This is a genomic window from Flavobacteriales bacterium, assembly GCA_020635395.1.
GTDB lineage: Bacteria > Bacteroidota > Bacteroidia > NS11-12g > UBA9320 > UBA987.
The window spans coordinates 476,451-501,517 of record JACJZV010000002.1; the positions used below are offsets into that span (position 1 = coordinate 476,451).

A 25,067-nucleotide genomic window follows, 5' to 3' on the forward strand; every position below is an offset into this window, starting at 1 on the left:
GTATGACCGCCCGTTATTTCATGTGCTGAACTTTCTGTTTCATTTTTTTATACGTTGCTTGCTGAGCTAATTTTATTCAAACTCAGCTTCAAATATTTTCTTAATTTCTATTACGGTTTCTTCTTCCAATTCGGTTCTGCGAACCAAATCTTCGTTGCTCATTTCCAACACCCCTTTTGCCGTATCAAGACCAATGGATTTCAATTCATCAATAATCCATTCGTCAATTTCGTCTGTAAATTCGTCCAAATCAACATCAAGGTCATCTTCATTTACCGACTCTCTGTACACATCAATGTTATAACCTACCAATTTTCCGGCAAGTTTAATGTTGTATCCACCTTTACCAATGGCCAACGAAACTTGGTCGCTTGGCAAATAAACGTCTGCTTGTTTCTGTTCTTCATTCAAAGTAATGTTTGAAACCTTGGCTGGACTCAATGCACGCTGAATGTATAATTGAACATTGGTTGTAAAGTTGATTACGTCAATATTCTCGTTTCTCAATTCTCGAACAATGCCATGAATTCTGCTTCCCTTCATTCCCACACAAGCACCAACCGGATCAATTCTATCGTCATAGCTTTCTACGGCCACTTTTGCTCTTTCTCCTGGCTCTCTAACAACATTTTTAATGGTTATCAATCCATCCAAAATTTCTGGCACTTCAAGCTCAAACAATCTTTCTAAGAATACTGGTGCTGTTCTTGAGAGGATGATTCTTGGGTTGTTGTTCTGCATCTCTACCCGCAATACAACAGCTCTCAAAGTGTCGCCTTTTTTGAAAAAGTCACGACCAATCATTTCGGTTTTAGGTAGAATTAATTCATTTCCTTCATCGTCCAAAATCATCAACTCGCGTTTCCAGATTTGATAAACTTCTCCGGCAATTATTTCTCCAACTCGGTCTTTATATTTTTTAAACACCTCATCCTTTTCAAGTTCTAAAATTCGGGATAAGAGTGTTTGTCGGGCGGCCAAAATAGCTCTACGCCCAAAATCGAGAAGTTTTACTTCCTCAATGGCATCTTCTCCTATTTCATAATCTTCTTCAATTTTGCGGGCATCGTTTATGTCGATTTCCTGATTTTCATCTTCCACCTCGTCCATATCCACGATTTTGCGGTTTCGATATATTTCCAAATCACCATGTTCGGTGTTTATGATAATGTCGAAATTAGAGTCATCGCCATATTTTTTTCGAAGCATACTTCGAAAAACATCCTCCATAACACGCATCATGGTTGCTCTGTCGATGCTTTTAAATTCTTTAAATTCCGAGAAAGATTCTACTAATCCTAAACTCATATTCTTTTTATTTAAAAGATAATATTACTGTTGTTTTAATTATATCGTCCAATGGTATTTCTACCGTTTTTTCAATTTTCTTTTTTTTGTCTTCGACCACTAACAGTGACAGTTCATTGTTGCAGATGTCGAGTAATTTTCCTTCAATAGTCTGTTTGGTAGTTTCAATTTGCAGCTTACGGCCAACGTGTTTTTTGTATTGTCTTTCATGTTTTAAAGGTTTGTCTGCTCCTGGGCTCGAAACCTCAAGTATAAAAGGGTCGGCCTCAAAACCTTCATCATCAATAACTTTGGAAATAGATCGGCTTATTTGTGAACACTTATCAATGTTTATTCCTTCATCCCCATCCACCAAAACCTGAATCTTTTTACCGCTTCCTCCGCCAATTATTTCTACCAAAAAATAGGGGCTTCCTTCCAATTCTTCCTCAACCAACGATTTAATCGTATCAACTAATGCCATATCTTTTGTTAAAAAAAAGAGGGAATTCAATTCCCTCTTAGCCTTTTCGGGTGCAAATCTAAGAAAATTAATCGAAAAATTTATTGTTAATAGGACACAAAAATTGAAAAGGGCAAAATGGTAGCCCTCAAAAAGACGTGCATACGCGACATTTTTGAGACAGAAATCTAATTTGGAACAAAAGCAGAGAATTTTTCGAAAGGAAGTTCTTCCCTAAGAATGTGTTTTTGAATACGGAATGCACCTCTTAAACCTTTCCATATCTTTGCAGTCCTCAAAAAATGAATACCCGAGAGATACTTAGCTTTTATTCGCACACCCCAGCTGTAATGCAGTTGTTTGAAATGATTAAGGAGACCAAAAATCATGTTCACATAACGGGCACTGCCGGAAGCTTTAAGTCATTTTTGGCTGCAGCTGCTTTTGCAGAATTAGGCAGATCTGTCATTTTTGTACTACCAGATAGCGAAGAAGCCAGTTATGTTTATCAAGACATTTACAACATTTTGGGTAAATCATCGGTCTATTATCTACCGCCTTCTTTTTCAAGGTTGTTCGACCCAAATTCGCCCAACAATAATACCATACAGGAGCGGGCAGAGGTAATTTTACAGCTTCAAAAATTGGAGAAACCTTTCGTTTTGGTGGCTTCCGCCGAATCTATTTCCGAAAAGGTTATTAGCCCCGAAAATTTAAGCAAAAATCAATTTCAGCTTCAGGTTGGCGAGGTGCTCGATTTTGATTTTATGATTGAGGTGCTAAACACCTATCACTTTAATCGAGAGGATTTTGTGTATGAACCCGGCCAGTATTCCATTCGTGGGGGCATCATTGATATCTTCAGTTATTCGCATGAGTTGCCTATGCGTATTGAGTTAGACGGACGTATGGTGGAGTCTATTCGACAGTTTGACCCCATTACTCAATTATCTACGGCCGAACTTAAATTTTCTTCCATTGTTCCAAACCTTCATGAAGAAGAAATAGCCGGACAACGAATCAGCATTTTCGAATATGTGAACAACGATGCCTTTTTCTTTGCCAATAGTTTGAGTCAGACACTCGACATAATAGCGGAGCAAGCAAATGATGGTGTCATCTATTTATCAAACGATGAGTTGAAAAACGAATTAACGAAAAGAAGTGGAGCCGAATTTGGCCAAATGCCCTTTTTTAGAAATAAGACGACCATTGAGTTCAACCAAGCTCCCCAAAAAACATTTGGTAAAAATTTTAATCTGCTCATCGAGCATCTGCTTGAAAACGCCAAGTTTGGGATTGATCAACACATTTTTTCGGAAACAGGAAAACAAATTGAACGCCTCGAATCAATCTTTACCGATTTGCGAAGCAATGTTCAATTCACCCCTGTTTATCTGGGTTTGTCCGAGGGTTTTATTGACAAATCAAATCATTTGGCCATTTACACAGAGCATCAAATATTTGGAAGACACTATCAATTTAGAAGCAAACATAAATATTCTAAAAATCAAGCTCTTACGCTTCGAGAGTTGAGCAATTTAAAACCCGGAGATTATATTGTGCATATAGATCACGGAGTTGGCATTTTTGAGGGATTACAAAAAATTGAGATGGGTGGCAGACTGCAAGAGGCAGTCCGAATTTCATATACAAACAAAGATTTATTGTATGTAAACATTGGCTCTTTGCACAAAATAAGCCGATATACGGGTAAGGATGGATTTGTGCCAAAGGTGAACAAATTGGGTTCTGATGCGTGGGTAAATCTTAAAAACAAAACAAAACGACAGGTTAAAGACATTGCTCGTGATTTGATAAAGCTTTATGCCAAAAGAAAATCTGCCCCCGGACATCAATTTTTGCCCGACAACTATTTGCAGGTAGAATTAGAAGCCAGCTTTTTGTATGAAGACACTCCCGACCAAAGCAAAGCTACGGAGGATGTAAAAAGGGATATGGAGTCGGCACACCCCATGGATAGGCTTGTGTGTGGTGATGTAGGTTTTGGAAAAACAGAAATTGCAGTTCGGGCAGCCTTCAAAGCAGTATGCGACAGCAAGCAGGTTGCTGTTTTAGTTCCAACCACCATTTTAGCTCAACAACACTTTCACACGTTTAGAAATAGATTTGAAGGATTTCCGTGCAACGTTGATTACATAAATCGTTTTAGAACCTCCAAACAGCAAACCGAATCGATAAAAAAATTGGCCGAAGGCAAAACGGACATTATTATTGGAACTCATCGTCTTTTGAGTGAAAAAATAAAATTTAAAGACCTCGGTCTTTTGATAATTGATGAAGAACAGAAATTCGGTGTTTCGGCAAAAGAAAAACTTAAAACCATGCGGGCCAACATAGACACTCTTACCCTGACCGCCACCCCAATTCCGCGAACGCTACATTTCTCACTCATGGGTGCTCGCGATCTCAGCATTATCAATACCCCACCTCCCAATCGTCAACCAACCAAAACCTCATTGCACAAGTTTAGTACTGAAATTTTTGCCGAAGCAGTTAATTATGAACTAAACAGGAGTGGTCAAGTTTTCGTGGTTCACAATAGAGTGAGAGATATACATGAAGTCGCTGCGATGATTTCGAGTGTTTGTCCGGGTGCACGTGTAGTGGTGGGTCATGGCCAAATGGCCGGAGATGAGTTAGAAAATGTTATGCTCCGGTTTATTGATGGAGAGTATGATGTTTTGGTGGCAACAACCATTATAGAAAGCGGTTTGGATATACCAAATGCCAACACCATTTTAATAAATAATGCCCATTTCTTTGGGTTGAGCGATTTGCACCAAATGCGTGGAAGGGTTGGCAGAAGCAACAAAAAAGCATTTTGTTATTTGATTGCTCCCGCTATTCACACACTTACCGATGATGCCAAAAGACGACTTCAAGCCATAGAAGAATTTAGCGATTTGGGCAGTGGCTTTAATGTGGCCATGCGTGACATGGATATTCGAGGTGCCGGAAATCTGCTAGGTGGAGAGCAAAGTGGTTTTATATCAGAAATAGGGTTTGATATGTATCACAAAATCCTTGATGAGGCTGTAAAGGAGCTAAGAGAAGATGAATTTAAAGACCTTTTTGATGACGATAATGAAATTCAATCGTCCAATGATTGCCAAGTAGAAACCGACCTTGACATTATGATTCCTGATTTCTATGTGTCGAACATTTCAGAAAGGCTTACACTATACACAGAATTAGCCAAAATAGAAACCGATGAAAAATTGATACAATTTCGCGACCAATTAAAAGACCGGTTTGGTGAGCTGCCCAAACAAGTTTTGGATTTACTTCAAAGCATCCGTCTAAAGCACTTGGGAATGCAACTTGGCTGGGATAAAATAAGAATAAAAAATGGAAAACTTTTGGGCTACTTCCCCGATGAAAACGACACAAAATATTACAATTCGGAGCTTTTTGGTAATCTGATGAGCAGGATAAATCTCCACGCATCACATTTCAGTTTAAAACAAAAAGGAAATCAATTACTATTAGTAACAGAAAAGCCAAAAGAAACAATCTCTGATTTTATTGAAGTACTGCGAAAATTAATTTAACAAAACGCCATCTATTCAAACAAATAAATTTAGCTTTGTATTCAATTATACAACTACTTAACAAAAATTGTTGACCTTGTGCGAGTCTAAAGCAGGAAATTTTATCCATTAGCCCCTTGGTAATAATTTAGTACTTTCCGATTAGCGGTAAGTGTTTGTTTATAAATGCCTTATCATTTTAGATAAGCATGGTTAGTAATTTTAGTTATAGAGGTCTCGGCTTCCGCCGAGGCCTCTATTTTTAACGAGAGTTTATTATAAACCAGTTACATTGCGATAAATGCATAATATAATGAGCAATATATGATATAAAGGGAATCTGCGAACCCGCGACTCTCCCGATGAACAATCGGGATATTCTTACCAACTGAACTACCGAACTAACAAAGAAGTATTTTTATTGAATTGAATAATTGGCATAAAAAAAGCCCCTCATTGCTGAGAGGCTTTTTTGCTTGATAATCAAGCGGTCCGGACGGGACTCGAACCCGCGACCCCCTGCGTGACAGGCAGGTATTCTAACCAACTGAACTACCGAACCGTTTCCAAAAATTTTAGGTCTCAAAATTTTCGGACTGCAAAAATAGCTTTTTTGATATAAAACAAATTAAAATTTTAAAATTCTTTTTTTGACTTCCTCTGCCATTAAATCCTAAATGCATAGCGGTAAATATTTTGTCCTTTGGTGTACCTTTCAAAAAATTTACAACTGCATCAAAACCTCCCTATCTAAATATTTTTACCTTTGCCCGCTTACAACCCTAATATATTTGACTATATGATGTTGCTTGATTTTGAAAAACCCATTGAGGAACTTCTCGAACAGTTGGAGAAAGCCAAAGCCACTCACGAAAAAGGAAAGGTTGACATGACCGACACCATTGGCCAGTTGGAAGAAAAAATAGATAAACTCAAAAAAAGTTTATATAAAAACCTTTCGGGATGGCAAAAAGTGCAATTAAGCCGACACCCTGATAGACCTTATACATTGGATTATATAGAGGGAATTACCACCAACTTTGTAGAATTGCATGGCGATAGAAATGTGGCCGACGACAAAGCAATTGTCGGTGGTTTTGCTCAAATAGACAATTATCCGGTAATGATTTTGGGACACCAAAAAGGTAGAAATACCAAAGAACGTCAGTTTAGAAACTTTGGAATGGCTAATCCAGAAGGTTATAGAAAAGCACTCCGGCTTATGAAACTTGCCGAAAAGTTTAATAAACCTATTATTACGTTGATTGATACCCCTGGAGCCTCGCCCGGATTGGAAGCCGAAGAAAGAGGCCAAGGAGAAGCCATTGCTAAAAACCTGATGGAAATGGCCGTTTTGAAAGTACCCATTATTTGCATTGTGATTGGTGAAGGAGCCAGTGGAGGAGCTTTGGGTATAGGTGTTGGTGATAGAATTGCGATGCTTGAGAACTCATGGTATTCAGTAATATCTCCCGAAAACTGCTCGACCATTTTATGGCGTAGCTGGGATTATAAAGAAAAAGCCGCTGATGCCTTAAAACTAACGGGCGATGATATGTTGGGCAATGGTTTGATTGACAAAATCATTAAAGAACCGCTTGGTGGGGCACACAATGACAAGGAGGCCATGTTCAAAACCTTGAAAACCGAGATAAAACGGCTTATAAAAGAGTTAAAAGACATCCCATCAGATGATTTGGTAAATCAGAGAATTGAAAAATTCAGCAATATGGGGGTTTATGAAGAGCTTACCTAAGCAAAGAGGCTGCTTCCGAACCGTAATTGAAAAGTAAATCTAAAACACTTAAGTTTGATTCAAACGGTAACTTGTCGTTAAAAACTTGGCTGTATTTAACCGTTTCTACGGCAAAATTTGAATGTCTCAAATCCAGTTCGTATCTTTCGACAAACCCTTGACTATAAACAATTTCAGCCGTAAAGTTCAACTTTTTCACACAAAATTTCAATGCCCGAGTGTTTAACTCAATGAGTTTTGAGGGCTCCGAAAAAATGATTTCTTGCAGCTCTGATTTGTAAAATTCAAAATACGGAGATTTATTATATGCCGCCTCCAAGCCACGCCAGTGCTGCAAAGGCCAATTTTCAGTATAGCTTATTTCCACCTCCCGCAGCAAACCTCTGGTTTTTTTAATTATTGGCACCGATAGCCTCAATCGTCCATTGGAGTTAACCAATTCATATCTATTTCTCAAGCTTTGTTTAACCCAATTCTCGGAGGTTTCTACGATAATCTCATTGCATTTAAATGCCTCCTTCCACCAACCAATATTTGGAAATAAAAAAAAGGGGAAAGCACTACTTTTCATTTTCATTGAGTTTGCTCTTTAATTGTTTCACACTTTTATCAAAAAGTGGATGAACAATGTTTGGGATAATTTCAGTCAAAGGCTCTAATACAAACAACCGTTCGTGCATATAAGGATGAGGAATTTCTAAAATATCCGACTGATAAATGGTTTGACCGTAAAAAATAATATCGATATCAATAACCCGTGGCCCCCATTTTTCATACCTTTTTCTACCCAAATTTTGCTCTATGTTCAAAATAGTTTCAAGCACGATGATTGGTCTTAAATTGGTTTCAAAAACCAATGCCTGATTTAAGAATTTTGATTGTTCTGTGTTTCCCCAAGGCTCCGTTTCGTAAATTTTTGAATGTAAAACTACATGACCAAAGGCCTCAGCCAATTGTTCTGTAGCTTGTTCTAAAAATTCTTTCCTATCGCCCATATTGCTGCCCAGAAGCAGTACCAATTGTTCAAACCTTCGTGTGATAAAAAAATCTCTATCCATTTTTGCGGGTCAAAGGTTAAAATTTTAATGAAACTTTATAATCATGAGTTTCGTTATTTTTGTACTATGGATATTGAAAAACTCCTGCCCCTTATTTTAATTGCCCTCTATTATCTATTTGGTAAAAAGAGTAGCGATGAAAAGAAAAAAGCCCCAAAACCTGTGGCTCAAAAAAGGCCTACCGCTTCTTCCAAACCACAAAAAACATTGGAAGACATAATTCGCGAGCTTTCCGGACAACCGGAGGAAAAGGAGTCCAAACCCGCAGAGCGAAAAAAGATTAAACATACGCATGAGGCCGATATTCCAATGGAATCGTTGGAAACCAAAAAATATGTGAGACCAAGAATAGAATCAAAATCCACCAGAAGAGTTATGGCCGAAGAAGCAGAAGAAATTGATTTTGATTTGCAGCAAGCGGTGATAAACGATGCTATTCTAAATCGTCCTCAGCACTGGTAGAATCTTTAAAAATCCACAGTTTCTGCCCGACAAAATTTACCACACTGGTTACTCCGGTTGCCAAAATAAATGCAAAAAGCCTATCCGTTTTAAATGGGAAAAATTTGTGTACTTCGCCATTAAAACTCGTCCAAAGTAAGGCAATTTCGTTATCCTTAAAAAAGCTCAAACCCCAGGCATTAATGCCAATGTTTACAACAAACGAGATGAGATATAACATAAAAAAATTGGCAAGCCTCTTTTTATTTTTGTCCGTTTGTCGCCACGTCCAGTATTTATTGATGTTGTAGGTAACAAAAGTTCCGGCAATGAAACCTAAACCTTTGTAAATATCGGCATAGTGAATTGGCCCTGACAATTTGGAATCGGCATTACCAAACACATTGCTAAATGTGTAATATACAAAAAAGTCAACCATTACAGCTATGATGCCACTAATGGTAAATTTTGTAATTTCTTTACTTGTTTGATAAAGTGCCATAAATGAGAGGCGGCAAAAATACCATAAAATATTTGCTGGTTTTTGAAATAGGAGGACAGAATGTTTTACTTTTGCACCGCAAATAATAAAAGCACTTAAAAAATTATTTGCAATGTCTGATTTTTCAAATCCCAAAGTTTCTTATCAAGGTTTAACTTTTGACGATGTTCTTGTTTTGCCCCGCTATTCGGAGGTGTTGCCAAGAGATGTAAATACTAAAACCCGACTAACAAAAAAACTCTTCATAAACATTCCCATCGTTTCGGCGGCCATGGATACGGTAACTGAAAGTAGGCTGGCAATTGCTATTGCACGCGAAGGCGGCATTGGCATCATTCATAAAAATATGAGTATAGAACAGCAAGCAGCCGAAGTGAAAAAAGTGAAACGCTCGGAAAGCGGAATGATAAAAGACCCCATTACCTTGCAGGGAACCGCCACACTGAAAGAAGCCCTTACCATTATGAAAGACAATAGAATTGGTGGCATTCCGGTGGTGAATGAGGCAGGGGTTTTAAAAGGGATTATTACCAATAGAGATTTGCGGTTTGAAAAAGATTTGTCAAAGCCAATTTCTTTAGTAATGACCAGTGAGAACTTAGTGACAACTACGGAAGACACAGACCTAACAAAAGCCAAAGACATCCTTCAACAACATAAAATAGAAAAACTACCTGTTGTTGATAATAATGGGGTTTTAAAAGGTTTAATCACGTTTAAAGACATTGAAAAAGTAAAAAATCACCCATCTTCTGCCAAAGACAAATATGGTAGATTGTTGGTTGGAGCAGCGGTTGGAATAACTTCTGATACCATTGAACGTGTTACCCAGTTGGTAGAGGAAGAAGTGGATGTTATTACGCTCGATACCGCACACGGACACTCAAAAGGTGTGGTGGACGAATTGAAAAAAATAAAATCTCATTTCCCCAATTTGCAGGTAATAGTGGGTAATGTGGCCACTGCTGATGCTGCCGAAATGCTGGCCAAAGCGGGAGCCGATGCAATTAAAGTTGGGGTTGGACCCGGTTCTATTTGCACCACCCGAATCATTGCAGGTATTGGTGTTCCACAACTTTCGGCTATTATGCAGTGTGCAGAGGTAGCAAAAAAATACGACGTACCGATTATTGCCGATGGTGGAATACGCTATAGCGGAGATTTAGTAAAGGCCGTGGTAGGAGGTGCTGATTGCATTATGGCAGGCTCATTGTTTGCCGGCACCGAAGAAGCACCGGGCGAAACGAGCTTTTATGAGGGTAGAAAAGTTAAATCATATCGCGGTATGGGTAGCATTGAGGCCATGAAAAAAGGAAGTAGTGATCGATACTTTCAGGATGCGGAAGCCGAAATTGCCAAATTGGTTCCTGAGGGAATTGTAGGTTCAGTGCCTTACAAAGGAAGTTTATCGGAAGTAATATACCAATATGTTGGTGGGCTGCGAGCTGGAATGGGCTATTGCGGTGCAAAAACAATTGATGAACTTAAAACGGCTACCTTCACCCAAATAACCGGAAGTGGTATCAGAGAGAGCCACCCTCACGACATTACCATCACCAAAGAAGCTCCAAATTATAGTAGGTAATTATGGATATTGGCATAATCGTCGTATTTTTTCTGTTAATGATAACGGTTGCTTTGGCACGAAATATTCACGACAAAGCAAGTCAGAAACTGGAATCCGAAAAAAAATCCGCCTTATTGGATTTTTATACAAAAAACAGAGTCCGAAGCCTGATTTTGATGGTTGTTTTAGTGGTTGTGTTCCTTTTTTTAAGTGAACAAATGCCTGAAAGAAAGAACCAAATTTTAGGTGGATATGCCATTCTTTTATCTCTATATATTGTGATAAACGCCTACATCAATACCAAAAAATTACGCAACGAACAATTCCCACAAGAGTTTATTAAAGCCTTAATGCTCTCAAATGCTGTGAGAGTTATTGGCATTGTTGCAATTTTAGTTTACTTGATGTTTATCGCAAACTGAGGTGGCCATAGTGGGATATCCTCTACTAAACCATAAAATTAAACCTTTTATGAATGTAGCCTACTCCACCACCAACTTCAGGTTATGAATTCCTTCTTCCGATATTATTCGTAACACGTAAATTCCTGCATTCCAGCTCTTTGTTTCTATAGATTGATTCTGATACTCTTCGCACTTAAATACTTTTTTACCCAATTCATCAAAAACCTCTATTTCCAAAATTCTTGCTTCAGATTTTAAAAGAAAATATCCGGAAACAGGGTTCGGGACTATTTGAAATTTGTCAAGTTGTCCATTCGCAATCGAAGCCCCAAAATCAATTTCAATTTCCTTTTTAATAGTGCTGTCTGAGCAAACATTAGAGGCGTTAAGACTTACTGTAAATTTACCTCTTTTGGCGTATTTGTAATCATTATTTCCGAGCATAGAACTATCGCCATTGCCATAGAACCATTTAGTAGAATTATAGTTTGTACTCAAATTGACAAACGAAACAGTCAAACCTGAATTGCTCCAGCTAAAATCAGAAACTGCAGGTTCAATTACATCAACATTTCTTGTGGCCGCAGCACTTGTTCCACAACTATTTTTGGCCACCACACTGATAAGGTGGGAGCCAGTTTGATTCCAATTTATTCGTAACACAGTATCCGTTGAGCCTCCTACAACAGTACCTCCCGAACCGAGTGTCCACAAATACGAAGAGGCATCTTCCACTTTTCCAACATAATAAAAATTCTGCCCAAGGCAGGCTGTGTCGGTTGTAGCAATGACCGGTATTTCAGGGGTTCCAGGTTGAACAGTAATTGTTTTGCTTGCTGTATCACTTCCAAAATCATTGGTAACAATAAGTTTTATGGTTCTCTCCCCTTTTGAATCGTAATTCAGAGTATGAGGACCAACCGTTGTAGCTGATGCAGTTGAAGCTCCACTTCCAAAACTCCAAGCATAGGTATTAACCTTTCCTTCCGAAGCATCTGTAAACCTTACATTCGTGCCGGGACAGGGACTGACTATATTTATTGTAAAATCAGCCTTTGGCTTGGTAATATTACAATTTTGATAATTTATTGGAACAAATTTGCTATTTCCGCATACTGCATTTGCCATGCTCTGATCTCGCACGTAGCCACCGCCTTCAATATCATGCTCGTGCAAAGTGGTATTTCTATCGCCATTAGTAAGCGAATAGTGCATTATTTTAGTCTTGTCAATGACGTGTGTCAATTGATGGCCATGCCCCAATTCGTGTGTTGCTACGGTCTCAAAATCATATTGAGAAACGCCGGGTTTTACATCGCCAAAATACCAATTTCGAGTAGAGTCGAATGAAATATCCAATTCGGAAACATAATAAAACACATTTCCACCGGATATGCAGCCATTATACCAACTGCTGCACACGCCCAAAACCCCAGCATCCAACACCGTAAATTGGACGATGTTCACGTTGTCCTTTGCAACACCCGAAGCAGATGTGTTGTTGCCAACATCCCAATTCATACCTGTTCCACATCTCCATGTTTCTAATGCTCTATAAAACGCATTTACTGCTGTGGTTTTTTGTGAAAAATTGTCTGTAAACTGCCATCTATAGCCTCCATTACCACTGAGGTTGATGAGCCGTGTTTGAAAAAAGCCCGAATCGACGCCCGAACCACCTTTATATACCGCATTTGAATGGGCATATTTTACATAAATTGTTTGATTTGAAGTTCCGGTTTCGCTGCTATTGTTTACAACTCTAATTTTACCGGTTCCGGCACGTGGAGGTATATACACCTCAATTTTACTATTCGACCACGATTTGTATGAAGTTGGATAATACAACGGATAATATCGGCCATCTCCAAAATTTGGGTCTAAGAACTCTACATATCCATTCCCTTTTATTACTCCAAAATTGCTTCCTGTAATGGTCAATAAATTACCTATTCCTGCTTCTACTGTATCCTTATCCAATCCATTTACCACAGGTGCGGCCAATGGTTTAATAATTAAATCCAGTGTATTTTTCTTTATTTGTTTGTATTCGGTTTCCGTTATTTTTTGTACCTCATTAGCCAGGTTTGAGCTTATTCCAGAATATGTTTCAAAATATCCGTAGGCCACATTTTCCATCAAATTGTATTTTATAAACGACTGAATACTGGCTACCGGAGCATATACTTCGTTTGATACAGACTGGATAGTCGGTTTAATATTTGACCCCTTGAGCAAAAACAGCCCAATATCATTCATTTCGAGATTCAATGCGGGCTCCACCACCAATGCATCCATCCCTACAACCCCGCCACGTGTTATTACTTCAATGTAATTTGAAGAGATATTTCCTTTAAATATTCCAGAAACTTCAATGGTATTTTTTGTATAAATATAGGTGTGTTCACTATTCCAAAAACTTTGTTGGTCAATCACTTTTCCGTCAACCACTAAGTCTGACATACCAATTTTTTTTGTCAGGCTAAAGGGAATGATTGTGCATTGAGCAACGGCCAAAAACGAAATGGTAGAAATAAAAATCAATAGTAAAACTCTCTTCATCTTTTTGAATATAATTTGCCCAAATATCGGAATAAATGTTAAACTGCATAAATGCCACAGAAGTCATACTTTTGAAACCGCACAAAAAATGACACAACCCTTTAAAAAAAGAATAGGAATAATTGGCGGTGGCCAGCTTGGCAAAATGCTTGCCGAAGCAGGAATGCCATTGAACATAGAATACAATATTCTTGAATCATCAACAGATGCTCCGGCTGCCCGATATGCTACCACATTTATAAAAGGCAACCTTACGGATGGTAAAAAAATCAGAGAATTGGCCAAAATCAGCGATGTTCTTACATTTGAAATTGAGCATATCGATGTGGAAACCTTGTTAGAATTGGAGAAAGCTGGAAAAGAAATTATTCCTTCACCCCGTGTGCTATCCATTATTAAAGACAAAGGCGTTCAAAAATCTTTTTATGAAAAGCATCAATTGGCCACCTCCGCTTTTTTAATTTGTGATGTGGAGGATGCACCAAAACAGGATTTAAATCAATTTGGTGGTGACAAAATTGTGGTAAAAAGCTGCACGGGCGGTTATGATGGAAAAGGCGTTGCCATTCTAAATAAAACTGATGTTGAAGAGGGCGGTGCAGCTTCTATATTTAGTGGGGAAGTTGTATTGGAAGAATTTGTTGAAAATGCCATAGAGCTTTCTGTAATTGTAGCCCAAAACTCGGACGGACAAACAAAAACTTATCCCGCCGTAGAAATGGTTTTCGACCCAAAGATCAATCTTGTTGATTATTTATTTTCTCCATCAAAACAGCCAAATTCAGTTATTGATGAAGCCGAAAAACTTGCCCTAAAGGCTGTTGAAGCCCTTTCAGGAGCCGGTGTTTTTGCAGTTGAACTTTTTGTGGATAGCCATCACCGATGTTTTATTAATGAAATCGCACCTCGTCCGCACAACTCCGGTCATCACACCATCGAGGCAAATATTACCTCTCAATACGAACAACTCAATCGTATTTTATTGGGTCTTCCACTTGGCGAAACTACTCTTTTATCTCCGGCAGTAATGACAAACCTATTAGGCAGCGAGGGCGTATCGGGGCAATACGAATTAGATGGTTTGGAAGAATTGGCTCAAACACCCGGAGCATATTTGCACTGGTATAACAAATCTGAAACAAAACCCGGCAGAAAAATGGGGCATTTTACGGTATTAGATAAAGACTTGGAAAAAGCCATTCAAAAATCGATTCATCTAAAAGAGTTATTAAAAACCGTCGCTCAATAAAGGATTTATCAGAAAAAAAAGCGTTGATTTGCTATCTTAACAAAAACATAAAATGTCGATTCGAATAGGTATAATAATGGGTTCGGACTCCGACTTGGAAGTAATGTCGGACGCTGCCAGAGCATTGGACGAGCTAAAGTTGGAATATGAAATAACAGTAGTTAGTGCACACAGAACTCCGGAAAGGCTTTTTGAGTATGCCAAAGGGGCAATAAACAAAGGCTTAAAAGTAATAATTGCCGGAGCTGGTGGTGCTGCTCATTTGCCCGGTATGATAGCTTCTTTAACCCCTCTTCCTGTTATTGGTGTTCCAGTAAAAAGTTCAACCATGAGCGGTATCGATTCTCTATACAGCATTGTGCAAATGCCTCCAGGTGTTCCGGTGGCAACGGTGGCCATTAATGGAGCAAAAAATGCAGGCATTTTGGCCGCTCAAATATTGGCTATTGAGGAAGCAGAAATCATGGTACGCGTTCAGAACTATAAAGAATCATTAGAAAAAATGGTAATAGAAAAAGCCGAAAAGTTGGAACGTGTTGGCTACGATTCGTATTTAAGAAACACATGATTATTCATCAAAACACGCTGATTAGTAATGATTTGTTTGATGAATTTTTTGCATGCGATATTCAAAAATGCAAAGGAGCTTGTTGCATCGAAGGGGATAAAGGGGCTCCCATTTCTACCGAAGAAATAAAAACCATCGAAAGAATTTTACCGCTCGTTTTGGAAGAACTTTCTGATGAAAGTATCGAACATATTAAGGAAGAAAATTTTTATGAATTGGATGACGATGGAGAGTATGTTACTACCTGCTTGCCTGATGGCAAATGCTGTTTTGTAGTGGAACAACCTAACGGAATTCTTTCATGTGGCATTGAGAACGCATTTTATAAAAAGAAAATTGACTTTTTAAAACCAATAAGCTGTCATCTTTACCCCGTAAGGCTTAAAGAATTTGAGTCATACACGGCGTTAAACTATCATCAGTGGTATTTGTGCAAGGATGCTTGCTCGAAGGGTTTATCAAATCAAATTAAGGTTTTTGAATTTGCCGAATCCGCCCTTCGTCGAAAATTTGGGGATGAGTGGTATGAGGAGCTAAAGCAAATCAACAATGATTTGAATCGTTAAAAAGTGGCTTTTAACTGAAGCATTACCAATCTTGGAGCAGCAATATCAGCAGGACGAAGCATGTATTCTTTGTTTGTAAAGTTATTTACAATTACTGCTATTCGATACTTTTTGTTGATTTTGTACGCAAAACGAGCATCCATAATCCAATTTCCCTTTGGGTTCAACGCTAAACCTTTGTCAATGCCACCAGTCACAAGTGTGGTAAAAAAATCCATCACAAATACGCTATCAATATTCTCAATTCGGCTGTTGTATCTAATGGAATAACCTATTTCAAAACGTTTGCCTTCAAATACTATATCCGATTTAAAGAGTTTTCGGCTTCTGTATTTTAAAACCCCAGAAGTATCAGTACTCGTCGAAAAATAAGATAGTTTTTTGCCTGTGCTATCGGTAGAAAAAATATTATGGGCATCATCAATTGTCGGCAAACTACTCGTGTATCCGGTCAGCCACTTTATTTTCCCTGACTTCACACTTGTCTCACCCACAAGACTCAAATCCAAGCCTTTAATAGTTGTGTTTCCAGTGTTGACAGACTTGAACCCAAGACCAAACCCGTTTTGAAATGAAATATCATGCGACCATTGGCCGAAAGTAAATTCCATCATATTTTGATAGTGCATACTGAACAAAGCCACATCTAAATAACCATTGGTTTTTTTTATTTTGTAGCCTTGTTTGATACCAAATTCAACATTATCTCCTGTTTCTGATTGCAAAGTAGGATTCGAATAAATTTTTAACAAACCTACATTCGTAGTGATATAGGACTCACCAATAGTCGGAAATCGATAGCCTTGACCATACGAAAATCTCAAAAAAGTAGCCTTGGTTATTGCCCAATTAAAACCAGCTCTGGTAACCGGTTTTTTTTCTTCATAATCATTCAAAACATATTTTTCTTTTCTTCTACCAACGGTAATATTGATTCGTTTAAACTTTAAATCCATTTGCCCATAAAACGCTCTATTAGAAGCAGTTTGCACTCCTAAAAATAAGGGTGAGTCTGTTTTTGTTTTTGTAAAAAGTGTTCCATACGTAATGGTAATCCAATTCATCAGCTTTTTGTCGCCTTGATATTCGAAGTATGTGCTTTGACTTTGGTTCGATTGATTGTTGTTTACATTGCCATTGTCCACATTATTAATAATTCCCAACACTCGAAGTTTTAAATCATGATTCCAACCTTTTTTTCCGTAGTATTTAAAAAATGGGTCTATCCGATATTTTATTCCTTGAGTTTTACTGAAGTTGTCATTAAGAGCATTATAGCCGCTATCATAGCTTTTCCAAAGCAAAAACGAACCATTTTCGGTTGTTAGAAAATGACCCCTAAATCCCAAGTAGGTTTGGTAATTGAAACGTCTTCTATAGTCAAGCCCCAAATGAGCCCTTTTATCAAAATCGCCAAAACGATACCCTTTATCATCAATAATTTCGAGCGAAGACACAAAATCATTTTTTCCTTTTCTTCTTGAATCTGTAATTCGAAGGCCATTGCTGGTTAGGCTTTTATTTGTCCAGTTTAAACCATCTCGTTTGGCATCATTATAAACTCCCGAAAACAAACTTACCATAGTTTGAGGTTTAGCTTTTGGCCAAAGTGTTCGGATATTTATTATTCCATTTAAAGCAGAAGAGCCATACAAAACCGAGCTTGCCCCTTTTACAACTTCCATTTGGCCAATGTTGTCGGTAGAAACAAAACTCCACAAAACGCTGCCTGCATCTCCACTTATTAATGGCATTCCGTCAACCAAAAGCAACGCTCTTGTGCCTGCACCATAGCTCCATCCTGCCCCATTCCTAATGTTTATTTGTCCATCGTTTATCATTACTCCAGGCACCTGATTGACAATTTCATCCATCTGAATAGGGTTTTTTTGTTGAATCAACGATGGTTTTATGCTCTCAACCGAAACTAATTGCTCTTTCATTGTTTTACTGGTTTTATCGGCTCCCACCACCGCCACATCCAACAGCAACCCCTCTCCCACACTCATTTTCAGTTTACTACCGTTTTCAAAACCTTGCACATCGACAACCATTTTATCATAATAAATATGGCTTATTTCAAACTGCGTTCCCTCCACTCTGAGTCGAAATCTTCCGGTTGAATCGCTTAACACCCTATTATTTTGATTTGCTAAATCAACAATCAGTGCATTCTGAACTGGTTCGTCGGTTTGAGCATCAATCAAAAAGCCAAATACTTCTCGTGGAGAACCCGATGCAGAGGCCAATTGCCCGCAAAAGGCGACGAATAAAATTAAGATGCATTTAAATTTCATTTTCGTACTTTCGTGTTTCACAATTTTAGTCAAAAAATGAAACGATTTGTATTTTTTCTATCGATTTTGGTTTCGTTGAACAACCTAAATGCCCAAGACTGCACTCCCGACCAAAGTATCACCTCTCCGGGTTTTCATCCAAAGACTATTGAGCCGGCTTATGTAGAAACCGATTACAAGCAAGTTTTACAAATCAGAGTTTTTGCTGATACAACTGTGGTAATGAATGGCAACCCTATTTACGCAACTATTGACTCAATAAAAGTAAAAGAAATTTTGGGTTTGCCCAGTGGGTTTTATTACACCTGTTCTCGCAAAGGTTGTAGCTTTATTCCTGACTCAACTGGATGTGCTACCATGCAAGGCAATGCTAAAAAAGGGCAAGGCGGATTCTACCCGATTGGGGTTTCTATAAGGGTATATGCAAAAGCCTTTGGAAGTATCAGTCAAACACTTGATGATACAGTAAACCAATTTACTCTTGAGGTTATGGATGAGTCTGGAATTGCTGGATTTAAAAACGCCCCATTTTCTATTTACCCAAATCCATCAAATGGTTTGATAAACATTAACAAGCTAGTTGGTGAACAAATTAAGGCAGTGGACTGTTTTGATAACTTTGGCAAAAAGGTAAATTATGAAGTTGTGAATAATCAAATTACCATTTTGAACAACACACCTGGACTCTACCATTTAAGAGTAGAATTTACCAATGGGGAAGTAGGCACACAAAAAATTCTGATTCAATAAAAAAGAACTTCTTTTTATGGCGAAGGTAGTTGTTGGTTTATCGGGGGGAGTTGATTCGTCGGTTGCGGCTGCCTTATTAATTGAGCAAGGGCACGAAGTAATTGGAGTATTCATGAAGAATTGGCACGATTCGGAAGTGACTATCAGTGATGATTGCCCGTGGGAGGAGGACAGTAACGATGCATTGGTGGTTGCCGAAAAGTTAGGCATTCCTTTCCAAACTCTCGATTTAAGCGAAACATATAAAAAACGGATTGTGGACTATATGTTTCGTGAATATGAGGCAGGCCGAACACCAAACCCTGATGTTTTGTGCAACCGAGAAATTAAATTTGATGTATTTTTAGAAGCCGCTTTATCCTTAGGAGCCGACTTTGTGGCCACGGGCCATTATTGCCAAAAAAATGAAACTACGTTAGACGGCAAAATCATTTATCATTTAATAGCCGGTGCAGACCAATCCAAAGACCAAAGTTATTTTTTGTGTCAGGTAAATCAACATCAACTTTCAAGAGCATTGTTTCCAATTGGCCATTTAGAAAAAAAAGAAGTTCGGAAAATTGCAGAAGAAAAAGGTCTAATTACGGCAAATAAAAAAGACTCGCAAGGACTGTGTTTTATAGGTAAGGTTCGATTGCCAGACTTTTTGCAACAACAGTTAAAACCAAAACCCGGAAACATTGTAGAAATAGCTGAAAATTCAGAAATATATCAAAACCACACAGATACATTTTTACCCTATGATTATTCAGAAACCGACGGAAAAATAGTTGGTAAGCATCAGGGTGCTCATTTTTATACCATTGGGCAAAGAAAAGGATTGGGGGTTGGTGGAAAAGTTGAGCCACTATTTGTTATTGCCACCAACGTAGATACCAACACCATTTATGTTGGCATGGGAGAAAACCATCCAGGCCTTTTGCGTTTGGGATTAAAAATAGAAAATTCTGAAATACATTGGGTTCGCCCTGATCTGTCCTTAAGTTCCGGTAATAAAATGTCTGTACTTTGTCGCATCAGATACCGACAAGATTTGCAAAAAGCAACACTTTTTAAAAACGACTATGACTTAAAAATAACCTTTGATGAACCACAAAGAGCCATCGCTCCGGGACAATTTGCCGCATGGTATTTAGGGGATGAACTTATAGGAAGTGGGGTTATTTCGTAAATTATTTAATCGATATAAAACCCAATTCTAGCATCAAATCGGGCAAGGGATATATTCTCCTTTACCTTTTCATATAACCAATTTCCGTCTCTCCAAATTTCGTCATTATACTCAACATAGGCATTCTGAATCTTGTATCCCAATCGAAAATAAAGTCCGTTGTTTTCATGCCGTTTACGCAAATAACCAATGCCCACACCTCCAAACAAACCACCTTCCGACACATTGTCTTCAACGCCATTTCTCCACCAAGAACTCAAGTATTCCGAGTAGGTTACTTTTCCATAACCACCATTGACATAATAGAACCATGATTTTCCTCCTGTTTTCATTCTACCCAGATATTCTATTCCGGTAGTCAAAAAGCCCATTTGAGGTGCCCAATAAAAGTCATGACCCACCAGTATGGCCAAATTTTTTCTATACCCCCAACTATTTCCAACAGAAATTTGTGAGGTAATTCCAAGAACAGGCTCCACGTATTGATTTGAGCCACCAAGGGGAAAGCCTACGTCTCCCATGATGTAAATGCCGTGGCTCTTTATATCAAAAAACCGCGATGCTTGATTCATTTTATCAATGTTATAGTCTTTTATTTTTAATGGCCGTGTAAAATCAATTTCAACAATATCCTTCCACAAAATGGTCAAACTATCCATCCCTGTACTAATGGTTACGTATTTTTCATACTCCATGTCCAACAACTCACCAATCAAAATCTTTCCTGAACTTGTTTCTATTTTAACTCCCTGAATAATCTGAGCTTGGGAGATTTGAAAAAATACCATTATACAAAAAACGAGGATAAAAAATCGCATTACTATTCTTTCAATCATTTCAACAAGTTTATCATATTTATTCGTAAAAAATACATACCCAAAAATTTTTTATCACAAATTCATACTATCTTCAATCAATTATGAAAACACTTGAGAAACTAGCAATCGAAAGAGTGAAGATAGAAAAATTCTGATTTTCTTTGCACAATGATAAAGTTTTGCAACTTCTTACTTCTTTTATTGATTATTTCTCCGGCCTTTGCACAAACGTACACCTCAAAAGCAAAGCCTATTGCCGATTTTAAGGGTGAGATAATAAACCAATATTCACCGATTAAAATACTGGGGTTGCCCAATAAACTGGATAGCACGTTCGGTATAGAAAAAGTGTGTATAGATTTGCAACACGAATACCTTTCTGACCTAAAAATAGAATTGGTAGCACCCAATGGAAAAAGCGTTTGGCTTACCAATAGAAACGGAAAAGATGGGCCGGGTGCATACATAAACACCTGTTTTGAATATACCGATTTTAGCCCAAAAATTATTTACGGAAAAAGTCCTTTTTCAGGCAGCTATGAGCCGGAAGGTTTAGTTTATGAAATGAACTACGGAACTATTAATCCGAATGGGTTGTGGCTTTTAAACATTATGGATTTAAAAACTGGTCATGTCGGCAGATTGAATTCGTGGTCAATTACATTTGGAAATAAACCTTTTCTACCACCTAAACCACATTGCCAGCAATCAAATTTTAGCGAATGTGTATGCAATTCTTCAGGCGAAATGTTGCCGGATTTGATAGTGGTTGAAGGCATGAGCAAAAATCTTATTCATTTCAGCGACACTGCGTTTAAAATTGCTATGGCCGCCGCCAATATAGGTTTGGGGCCTCTTGAGGTAAAAACCAATGGTAAACAAACAGGAAACGATTATCATTTGTATCAGGCAATTTACCATAAAACGGATACTGGATTTTCAAAAACATTTCGCGAAGCAGGCTCCATTTATTACGATGAAAAACCCGGCCACAATCACTACCATGTTAATGATTGGGTAGATGTAACGCTTTACAGATATCGTAAGTTTTTATTTTTTAAAAAAGAACCAATAGAAGTTGCTTCACTGAATAAGATTAGCTATTGCCTATTTGACAACATGAACTGCAATTCAAAAAATGGTGAGTGCATTTCTAATGGTGTTGCTTACACCGAAAACAACTTGGCCAATTACGGTTTGGGCGATTATATAGAATGCAATAAAGACTTACAGGGCATTTCGGTTGGTGGCATAGATTATTATGGCATGAACCATGAAGGCCAATCCATTCGATTTGAAAAAAAACTTAAAAAGGGAAAATATTATGTAAAAATAATTGTTGACCCACTCAATCTATACCTCGAGTCGAACGAGGATAACAACACTTACATGTTTGATATTGAATTGGTTAAGTAAAAAAGGGCGTTTTATGTTGAAAAATTCCCTAAAAAAATTGGATTTGACCTCCTGCACTTTCGCAACCTTCCCTCGTTCGGTCGAAACCTCTTTTTGCCAAAGCAAACAGGGCCTGGTTTTGGAAGCCGGTTTGGTCGGTAAAGTAATACTGTTGAATTTTTCAAATTGTTTCAACGCCCTGCTTCAAAAATAAAATTTTCTTTTTAATGCCCCTACTTTTGTTTTAGAAATATGTTTAATCTTAAAGGCAAAAATCAGGTTATAAGCATTATGCTTCCCTTCAAAAATGAAGAGAAGTATCTTAAACCCTGCATAGAATCAATTATTGCCCAAACATACCCCTATTGGGAACTTCTATTGGTAGATGACCATAGCAGCGATAGGAGTACCGAAATTGCACAAACATTTGCCCAACAAGATGCACGAATTATATACCTAAAAAACAAAGGTTTCGGGGTAATTGAGGCTTTAAAATTGGCACATAAACACAGTACGGGCAGTTTGCTTACCCGTATGGACGGTGATGATTTAAAAACTCCAGACAACTTGCAACAGCTTTTAGATTGCGTAAAACCTGAAGTTTTGGCCGTAGGCCGTGTAAAGTATTTTAGAGAAGATGGATTGGGAATGGGCTATTTGCAATATGAAGAATGGATAAACAAACTGACTGCCAGCCATTCAAATTTTTCGGAAGTATATAAAGAGTGCGTTATCCCCTCACCTTGTTGGCTTGCGTATAGAAATGATTTTGAAAAAGCAGGCGGTTTTAACTCAGATTTCTACCCTGAAGATTATGATTTGTGTTTTAGATTTTATGAAGTCGGGTTAAAAACAATTGGTACGGAAGGAGTTATCCATCTTTGGCGTGACCACGCCATCCGAACAACCCGTGTTTCGGAGTATTACAGCGACAATCGATTTTTACATCTCAAACTGTTTTATTTCTTCAAAATTGATTTTGAACCGACCAAAAATTTAGTGCTTTGGGGTGCAGGAAAAAAGGGTAAACAAGTGGCCAAAGATTTTATAGAGAAAGGGTTGGCCTTTCGTTGGCTAACGGATAACCCCAACAAGATTGGACACAACATCTACGGAATAATATTGGAGAGCATTAATAACTTTACCCCAGACGAAAAACAGCAAATAGTAATTGCAGTAAGTGATAAAAAAGGTCAGGATGAAATAAAATCAATAACCCAAAACGGTGCTGCCGAAATATTTTGGTTTTGCTAAAATCATTATGCCAACTCAAAAACGGTTATTTCAGGCCAAATCCCGAATCTTCCAGGAAATCCGAGATAGCCAAAGCCACGGTTTACATAGAGCTTTTGGTTGCCTTCTTCATACAATCCTGCCCATTCTTTATAAATATACTTTATTGGACTCCATTTAAAACCTCCTGTTTCAATGCCAAATTGCATTCCATGAGTATGCCCACTGAACATGGCATCAACTTGAGGAAATTTTGGTATAACCTCGCCCCGCCAATGACTTGGGTCGTGCGACAAAAGCAATGTAGGCCAGTTCTCATCCACATCCCCTAATGCTTTATTCAAATCGCCATATCGTTGAAAGTGCATTTTATTTCCCCAGTTTTCAACCCCTACAATTGCCAATTTTTCATTGTTAATGGTCAAAATCCGATTTTCGTTCATCAGCAAATCCCAACCCAATTTTTCATGAACCGTGGCAATATCCTTCTTGTTTTCCTCTAAGTCAAACGGAATCAAGTATTCTCCATAATCGTGGTTCCCCATGACAGCAAAAACGCCATGCGGGGCTTTAATTTGATTAAAAATATCAATGTATTCGTGCATTTCGTAGGCTCTATTATTTACAATATCGCCAGTAAAAAAAATTATATCTGCCTGTTGTTGCTTTATTAAATCTATGCCCTGCTGCACACTTTGTTTGTTCCAAAACGACCCCGAATGCACATCGCTTATTTGAAGAATTTTCAGTCCCTTAAGAGCCTCGGGTAAATTTTTTATGATAAGTTTTTGATTGACTACTCGATATTTATGCGAGCCCTTTACCACGCCATACGTCAAGGCTGCTCCGACACCTCCGGCCACCAACGCCCCAGATTTTACCAAAAATGATTTGCGAGAAATACCACTTGAGTGAGAGGAAGAACTTGTAAAGAATTGTGAGCCTACCCACTGAAATAGCCTGACAACATCATCAATTAATAAAAAAACAGACCACAAAACAGCCGAAATTAGGGTAATGAAAAAAAGCACCAACATAACCTTGTCCCAAAATCCAAAATGAGCGTTTCGCATACGGCTCATAACGAAAAACATACCGACAAGTGCCAGCAAACAAATTGCCCAATATGCAACCTGAAATCCTAAACCCAGCCTTCCATCAATACCTCTAATAAGATGCTTAAAACCCCAAAAAGCATAGAAATAAAAGGAGAGAGCTATTGCATTAAAAATAATTATACGTGAGGCCATAAACAGAAATAAGGACAAATCTGCTGCAATTATGTTTTTATATTGACAATGAAAATATGAAAAGCGGTTGAGCCAATAAACCTTTTCGACTAAATTGCTTTCTACTTTAATATCAATATTTTCTGAATTGTCTTTAGAGAAAGAAATAAAACAAGAGTGTTGTGTATCAGAATATC

General features: G+C 38.1%; 21 protein-coding genes and 1 tRNA gene. 12 read left to right on the forward strand and 10 right to left on the reverse strand.

Annotated features, from left to right (window positions below; all coding sequences use genetic code 11):
- Positions 1-72: 72 nt before the first annotated feature.
- Complete coding sequence (gene nusA, locus H6607_08280) at positions 73-1,308, reverse strand: transcription termination/antitermination protein NusA (protein MCB9262356.1); 1,236 nt, start codon at positions 1,306-1,308, stop codon at positions 73-75.
- Between the two features lie 7 nt (positions 1,309-1,315).
- Complete coding sequence (locus tag H6607_08285; protein ID MCB9262357.1) at positions 1,316-1,771, reverse strand: ribosome maturation factor RimP; 456 nt, start codon at positions 1,769-1,771, stop codon at positions 1,316-1,318.
- A gap of 281 nt (positions 1,772-2,052) precedes the next feature.
- Between H6607_08285 and mfd the strand changes: the two genes are divergently transcribed.
- Entirely contained in the window at positions 2,053-5,325 is a 3,273-nt protein-coding gene (gene mfd / locus H6607_08290) for a transcription-repair coupling factor (protein MCB9262358.1), read from the forward strand.
- Between the two features lie 467 nt (positions 5,326-5,792).
- Here the strand turns inward: mfd and H6607_08295 are convergent.
- Positions 5,793-5,866 (reverse strand) — tRNA-Asp (locus H6607_08295).
- Between the two features lie 237 nt (positions 5,867-6,103).
- Between H6607_08295 and H6607_08300 the strand changes: the two genes are divergently transcribed.
- Positions 6,104-7,060, forward strand: coding sequence for an acetyl-CoA carboxylase carboxyltransferase subunit alpha (locus H6607_08300; protein ID MCB9262359.1), 957 nt, complete (start codon positions 6,104-6,106; stop codon positions 7,058-7,060).
- Here the strand turns inward: H6607_08300 and H6607_08305 are convergent.
- Together H6607_08305 and folK are read right to left on the reverse strand one after the other, a co-directional pair.
- Positions 7,053-7,637 carry a WbqC family protein gene (locus tag H6607_08305; protein MCB9262360.1) on the reverse strand — a complete coding sequence of 195 codons (585 nt, stop codon included), beginning with the start codon at positions 7,635-7,637 and terminating at the stop codon, positions 7,053-7,055. The genes H6607_08300 and H6607_08305 overlap by 8 nt on opposite strands.
- On the reverse strand, positions 7,621-8,118 hold the full coding sequence (gene folK / locus H6607_08310) for a 2-amino-4-hydroxy-6-hydroxymethyldihydropteridine diphosphokinase (GenBank protein MCB9262361.1): 498 nt from the start codon (positions 8,116-8,118) through the stop codon (positions 7,621-7,623). Before folK ends, H6607_08305 begins: the two co-directional genes overlap by 17 nt.
- A gap of 66 nt (positions 8,119-8,184) precedes the next feature.
- Here folK and H6607_08315 point away from each other — a divergent pair, with 66 nt between their 5' ends.
- On the forward strand, positions 8,185-8,580 hold the full coding sequence (locus tag H6607_08315; GenBank protein ID MCB9262362.1) for a hypothetical protein: 396 nt from the start codon (positions 8,185-8,187) through the stop codon (positions 8,578-8,580).
- Here the strand turns inward: H6607_08315 and H6607_08320 are convergent.
- The gene (locus H6607_08320) at positions 8,552-9,061 is read right to left on the reverse strand and encodes a GtrA family protein (GenBank protein ID MCB9262363.1); all 510 of its coding nucleotides are present in this window, start codon (positions 9,059-9,061) and stop codon (positions 8,552-8,554) included. The genes H6607_08315 and H6607_08320 overlap by 29 nt on opposite strands.
- A gap of 112 nt (positions 9,062-9,173) precedes the next feature.
- Between H6607_08320 and guaB the strand changes: the two genes are divergently transcribed.
- Both guaB and H6607_08330 read left to right on the forward strand, forming a co-directional pair.
- Positions 9,174-10,646 (forward strand): IMP dehydrogenase, encoded by a 1,473-nt coding sequence (guaB, locus tag H6607_08325; protein ID MCB9262364.1) that lies wholly within the window; start codon positions 9,174-9,176, stop codon positions 10,644-10,646.
- A 38-nt stretch (positions 10,647-10,684) separates the two neighbouring features.
- Positions 10,685-11,050 carry a hypothetical protein gene (locus H6607_08330; protein ID MCB9262365.1) on the forward strand — a complete coding sequence of 122 codons (366 nt, stop codon included), beginning with the start codon at positions 10,685-10,687 and terminating at the stop codon, positions 11,048-11,050.
- A gap of 60 nt (positions 11,051-11,110) precedes the next feature.
- On the opposite strand, the gene H6607_08335 is transcribed toward H6607_08330, so the two are convergent.
- On the reverse strand, positions 11,111-13,594 hold the full coding sequence (locus tag H6607_08335) for a PKD domain-containing protein (protein ID MCB9262366.1): 2,484 nt from the start codon (positions 13,592-13,594) through the stop codon (positions 11,111-11,113).
- An 88-nt stretch (positions 13,595-13,682) separates the two neighbouring features.
- Between H6607_08335 and purK the strand changes: the two genes are divergently transcribed.
- Genes purK through H6607_08350 form a run of 3 tightly spaced genes read left to right on the forward strand, consistent with a single transcriptional unit; the run spans position 13,683 to position 15,977 of the window.
- On the forward strand, positions 13,683-14,843 hold the full coding sequence (purK, locus tag H6607_08340; GenBank protein ID MCB9262367.1) for a 5-(carboxyamino)imidazole ribonucleotide synthase: 1,161 nt from the start codon (positions 13,683-13,685) through the stop codon (positions 14,841-14,843).
- Between the two features lie 52 nt (positions 14,844-14,895).
- Positions 14,896-15,411 carry a 5-(carboxyamino)imidazole ribonucleotide mutase gene (gene purE / locus H6607_08345; GenBank protein MCB9262368.1) on the forward strand — a complete coding sequence of 172 codons (516 nt, stop codon included), beginning with the start codon at positions 14,896-14,898 and terminating at the stop codon, positions 15,409-15,411.
- Positions 15,408-15,977 (forward strand): DUF3109 family protein, encoded by a 570-nt coding sequence (locus tag H6607_08350; GenBank protein ID MCB9262369.1) that lies wholly within the window; start codon positions 15,408-15,410, stop codon positions 15,975-15,977. Before purE ends, H6607_08350 begins: the two co-directional genes overlap by 4 nt.
- On the opposite strand, the gene H6607_08355 is transcribed toward H6607_08350, so the two are convergent.
- Positions 15,974-18,226 (reverse strand): TonB-dependent receptor, encoded by a 2,253-nt coding sequence (locus H6607_08355; protein MCB9262370.1) that lies wholly within the window; start codon positions 18,224-18,226, stop codon positions 15,974-15,976. The two genes, H6607_08350 and H6607_08355, sit on opposite strands and share 4 nt — an antisense overlap.
- A gap of 84 nt (positions 18,227-18,310) precedes the next feature.
- Here H6607_08355 and H6607_08360 point away from each other — a divergent pair, with 84 nt between their 5' ends.
- Together H6607_08360 and mnmA are read left to right on the forward strand one after the other, a co-directional pair.
- Positions 18,311-19,024, forward strand: coding sequence for a T9SS type A sorting domain-containing protein (locus tag H6607_08360; GenBank protein ID MCB9262371.1), 714 nt, complete (start codon positions 18,311-18,313; stop codon positions 19,022-19,024).
- Positions 19,025-19,040: 16 nt separating this feature from the next.
- Positions 19,041-20,195 carry a tRNA 2-thiouridine(34) synthase MnmA gene (gene mnmA / locus H6607_08365; protein MCB9262372.1) on the forward strand — a complete coding sequence of 385 codons (1,155 nt, stop codon included), beginning with the start codon at positions 19,041-19,043 and terminating at the stop codon, positions 20,193-20,195.
- Positions 20,196-20,200: 5 nt separating this feature from the next.
- Here mnmA and H6607_08370 read toward each other — a convergent pair whose 3' ends face one another.
- Positions 20,201-20,983: a hypothetical protein gene (locus tag H6607_08370; protein MCB9262373.1), complete on the reverse strand. Its 783-nt coding sequence runs from the start codon at positions 20,981-20,983 to the stop codon at positions 20,201-20,203.
- Between the two features lie 198 nt (positions 20,984-21,181).
- Here H6607_08370 and H6607_08375 point away from each other — a divergent pair, with 198 nt between their 5' ends.
- A complete protein-coding gene (locus H6607_08375; GenBank protein ID MCB9262374.1) occupies positions 21,182-22,429 on the forward strand; it encodes a proprotein convertase P-domain-containing protein in 1,248 nt (415 codons plus the stop codon).
- A 231-nt stretch (positions 22,430-22,660) separates the two neighbouring features.
- Positions 22,661-23,662 (forward strand): glycosyltransferase family 2 protein, encoded by a 1,002-nt coding sequence (locus tag H6607_08380; protein MCB9262375.1) that lies wholly within the window; start codon positions 22,661-22,663, stop codon positions 23,660-23,662.
- 5 nt (positions 23,663-23,667) lie between these two features.
- Here H6607_08380 and H6607_08385 read toward each other — a convergent pair whose 3' ends face one another.
- Complete coding sequence (locus tag H6607_08385; GenBank protein MCB9262376.1) at positions 23,668-24,891, reverse strand: metallophosphoesterase; 1,224 nt, start codon at positions 24,889-24,891, stop codon at positions 23,668-23,670.
- Between the last annotated feature and the right edge of the window lie 176 nt (positions 24,892-25,067).

Excerpts from the sequence above, each read along its gene's own strand:
- H6607_08370 (MCB9262373.1), bottom strand. The coding sequence starts at position 20,983 with ATGGTATTTTTTCAAATCTCCCAAGCTCAGATTATTCAGGGAGTTAAA.
- mfd (MCB9262358.1), top strand. The coding sequence starts at position 2,053 with ATGAATACCCGAGAGATACTTAGCTTTTATTCGCACACCCCAGCTGTA.
- H6607_08385 (MCB9262376.1), bottom strand. The coding sequence starts at position 24,891 with ATGGCCTCACGTATAATTATTTTTAATGCAATAGCTCTCTCCTTTTAT.
- mnmA (MCB9262372.1), top strand. The coding sequence starts at position 19,041 with ATGGCGAAGGTAGTTGTTGGTTTATCGGGGGGAGTTGATTCGTCGGTT.
- H6607_08375 (MCB9262374.1), top strand. The coding sequence starts at position 21,182 with ATGATAAAGTTTTGCAACTTCTTACTTCTTTTATTGATTATTTCTCCG.
- H6607_08350 (MCB9262369.1), top strand. The coding sequence starts at position 15,408 with ATGATTATTCATCAAAACACGCTGATTAGTAATGATTTGTTTGATGAA.
- H6607_08285 (MCB9262357.1), bottom strand. The coding sequence starts at position 1,771 with ATGGCATTAGTTGATACGATTAAATCGTTGGTTGAGGAAGAATTGGAA.
- guaB (MCB9262364.1), top strand. The coding sequence starts at position 9,174 with ATGTCTGATTTTTCAAATCCCAAAGTTTCTTATCAAGGTTTAACTTTT.
- H6607_08320 (MCB9262363.1), bottom strand. The coding sequence starts at position 9,061 with ATGGCACTTTATCAAACAAGTAAAGAAATTACAAAATTTACCATTAGT.
- H6607_08315 (MCB9262362.1), top strand. The coding sequence starts at position 8,185 with ATGGATATTGAAAAACTCCTGCCCCTTATTTTAATTGCCCTCTATTAT.
- H6607_08300 (MCB9262359.1), top strand. The coding sequence starts at position 6,104 with ATGATGTTGCTTGATTTTGAAAAACCCATTGAGGAACTTCTCGAACAG.
- purE (MCB9262368.1), top strand. The coding sequence starts at position 14,896 with ATGTCGATTCGAATAGGTATAATAATGGGTTCGGACTCCGACTTGGAA.
- H6607_08330 (MCB9262365.1), top strand. The coding sequence starts at position 10,685 with ATGATAACGGTTGCTTTGGCACGAAATATTCACGACAAAGCAAGTCAG.
- H6607_08380 (MCB9262375.1), top strand. The coding sequence starts at position 22,661 with ATGTTTAATCTTAAAGGCAAAAATCAGGTTATAAGCATTATGCTTCCC.
- H6607_08360 (MCB9262371.1), top strand. The coding sequence starts at position 18,311 with ATGAAACGATTTGTATTTTTTCTATCGATTTTGGTTTCGTTGAACAAC.
- H6607_08335 (MCB9262366.1), bottom strand. The coding sequence starts at position 13,594 with ATGAAGAGAGTTTTACTATTGATTTTTATTTCTACCATTTCGTTTTTG.
- H6607_08305 (MCB9262360.1), bottom strand. The coding sequence starts at position 7,637 with ATGAAAATGAAAAGTAGTGCTTTCCCCTTTTTTTTATTTCCAAATATT.
- folK (MCB9262361.1), bottom strand. The coding sequence starts at position 8,118 with ATGGATAGAGATTTTTTTATCACACGAAGGTTTGAACAATTGGTACTG.
- purK (MCB9262367.1), top strand. The coding sequence starts at position 13,683 with ATGACACAACCCTTTAAAAAAAGAATAGGAATAATTGGCGGTGGCCAG.
- nusA (MCB9262356.1), bottom strand. The coding sequence starts at position 1,308 with ATGAGTTTAGGATTAGTAGAATCTTTCTCGGAATTTAAAGAATTTAAA.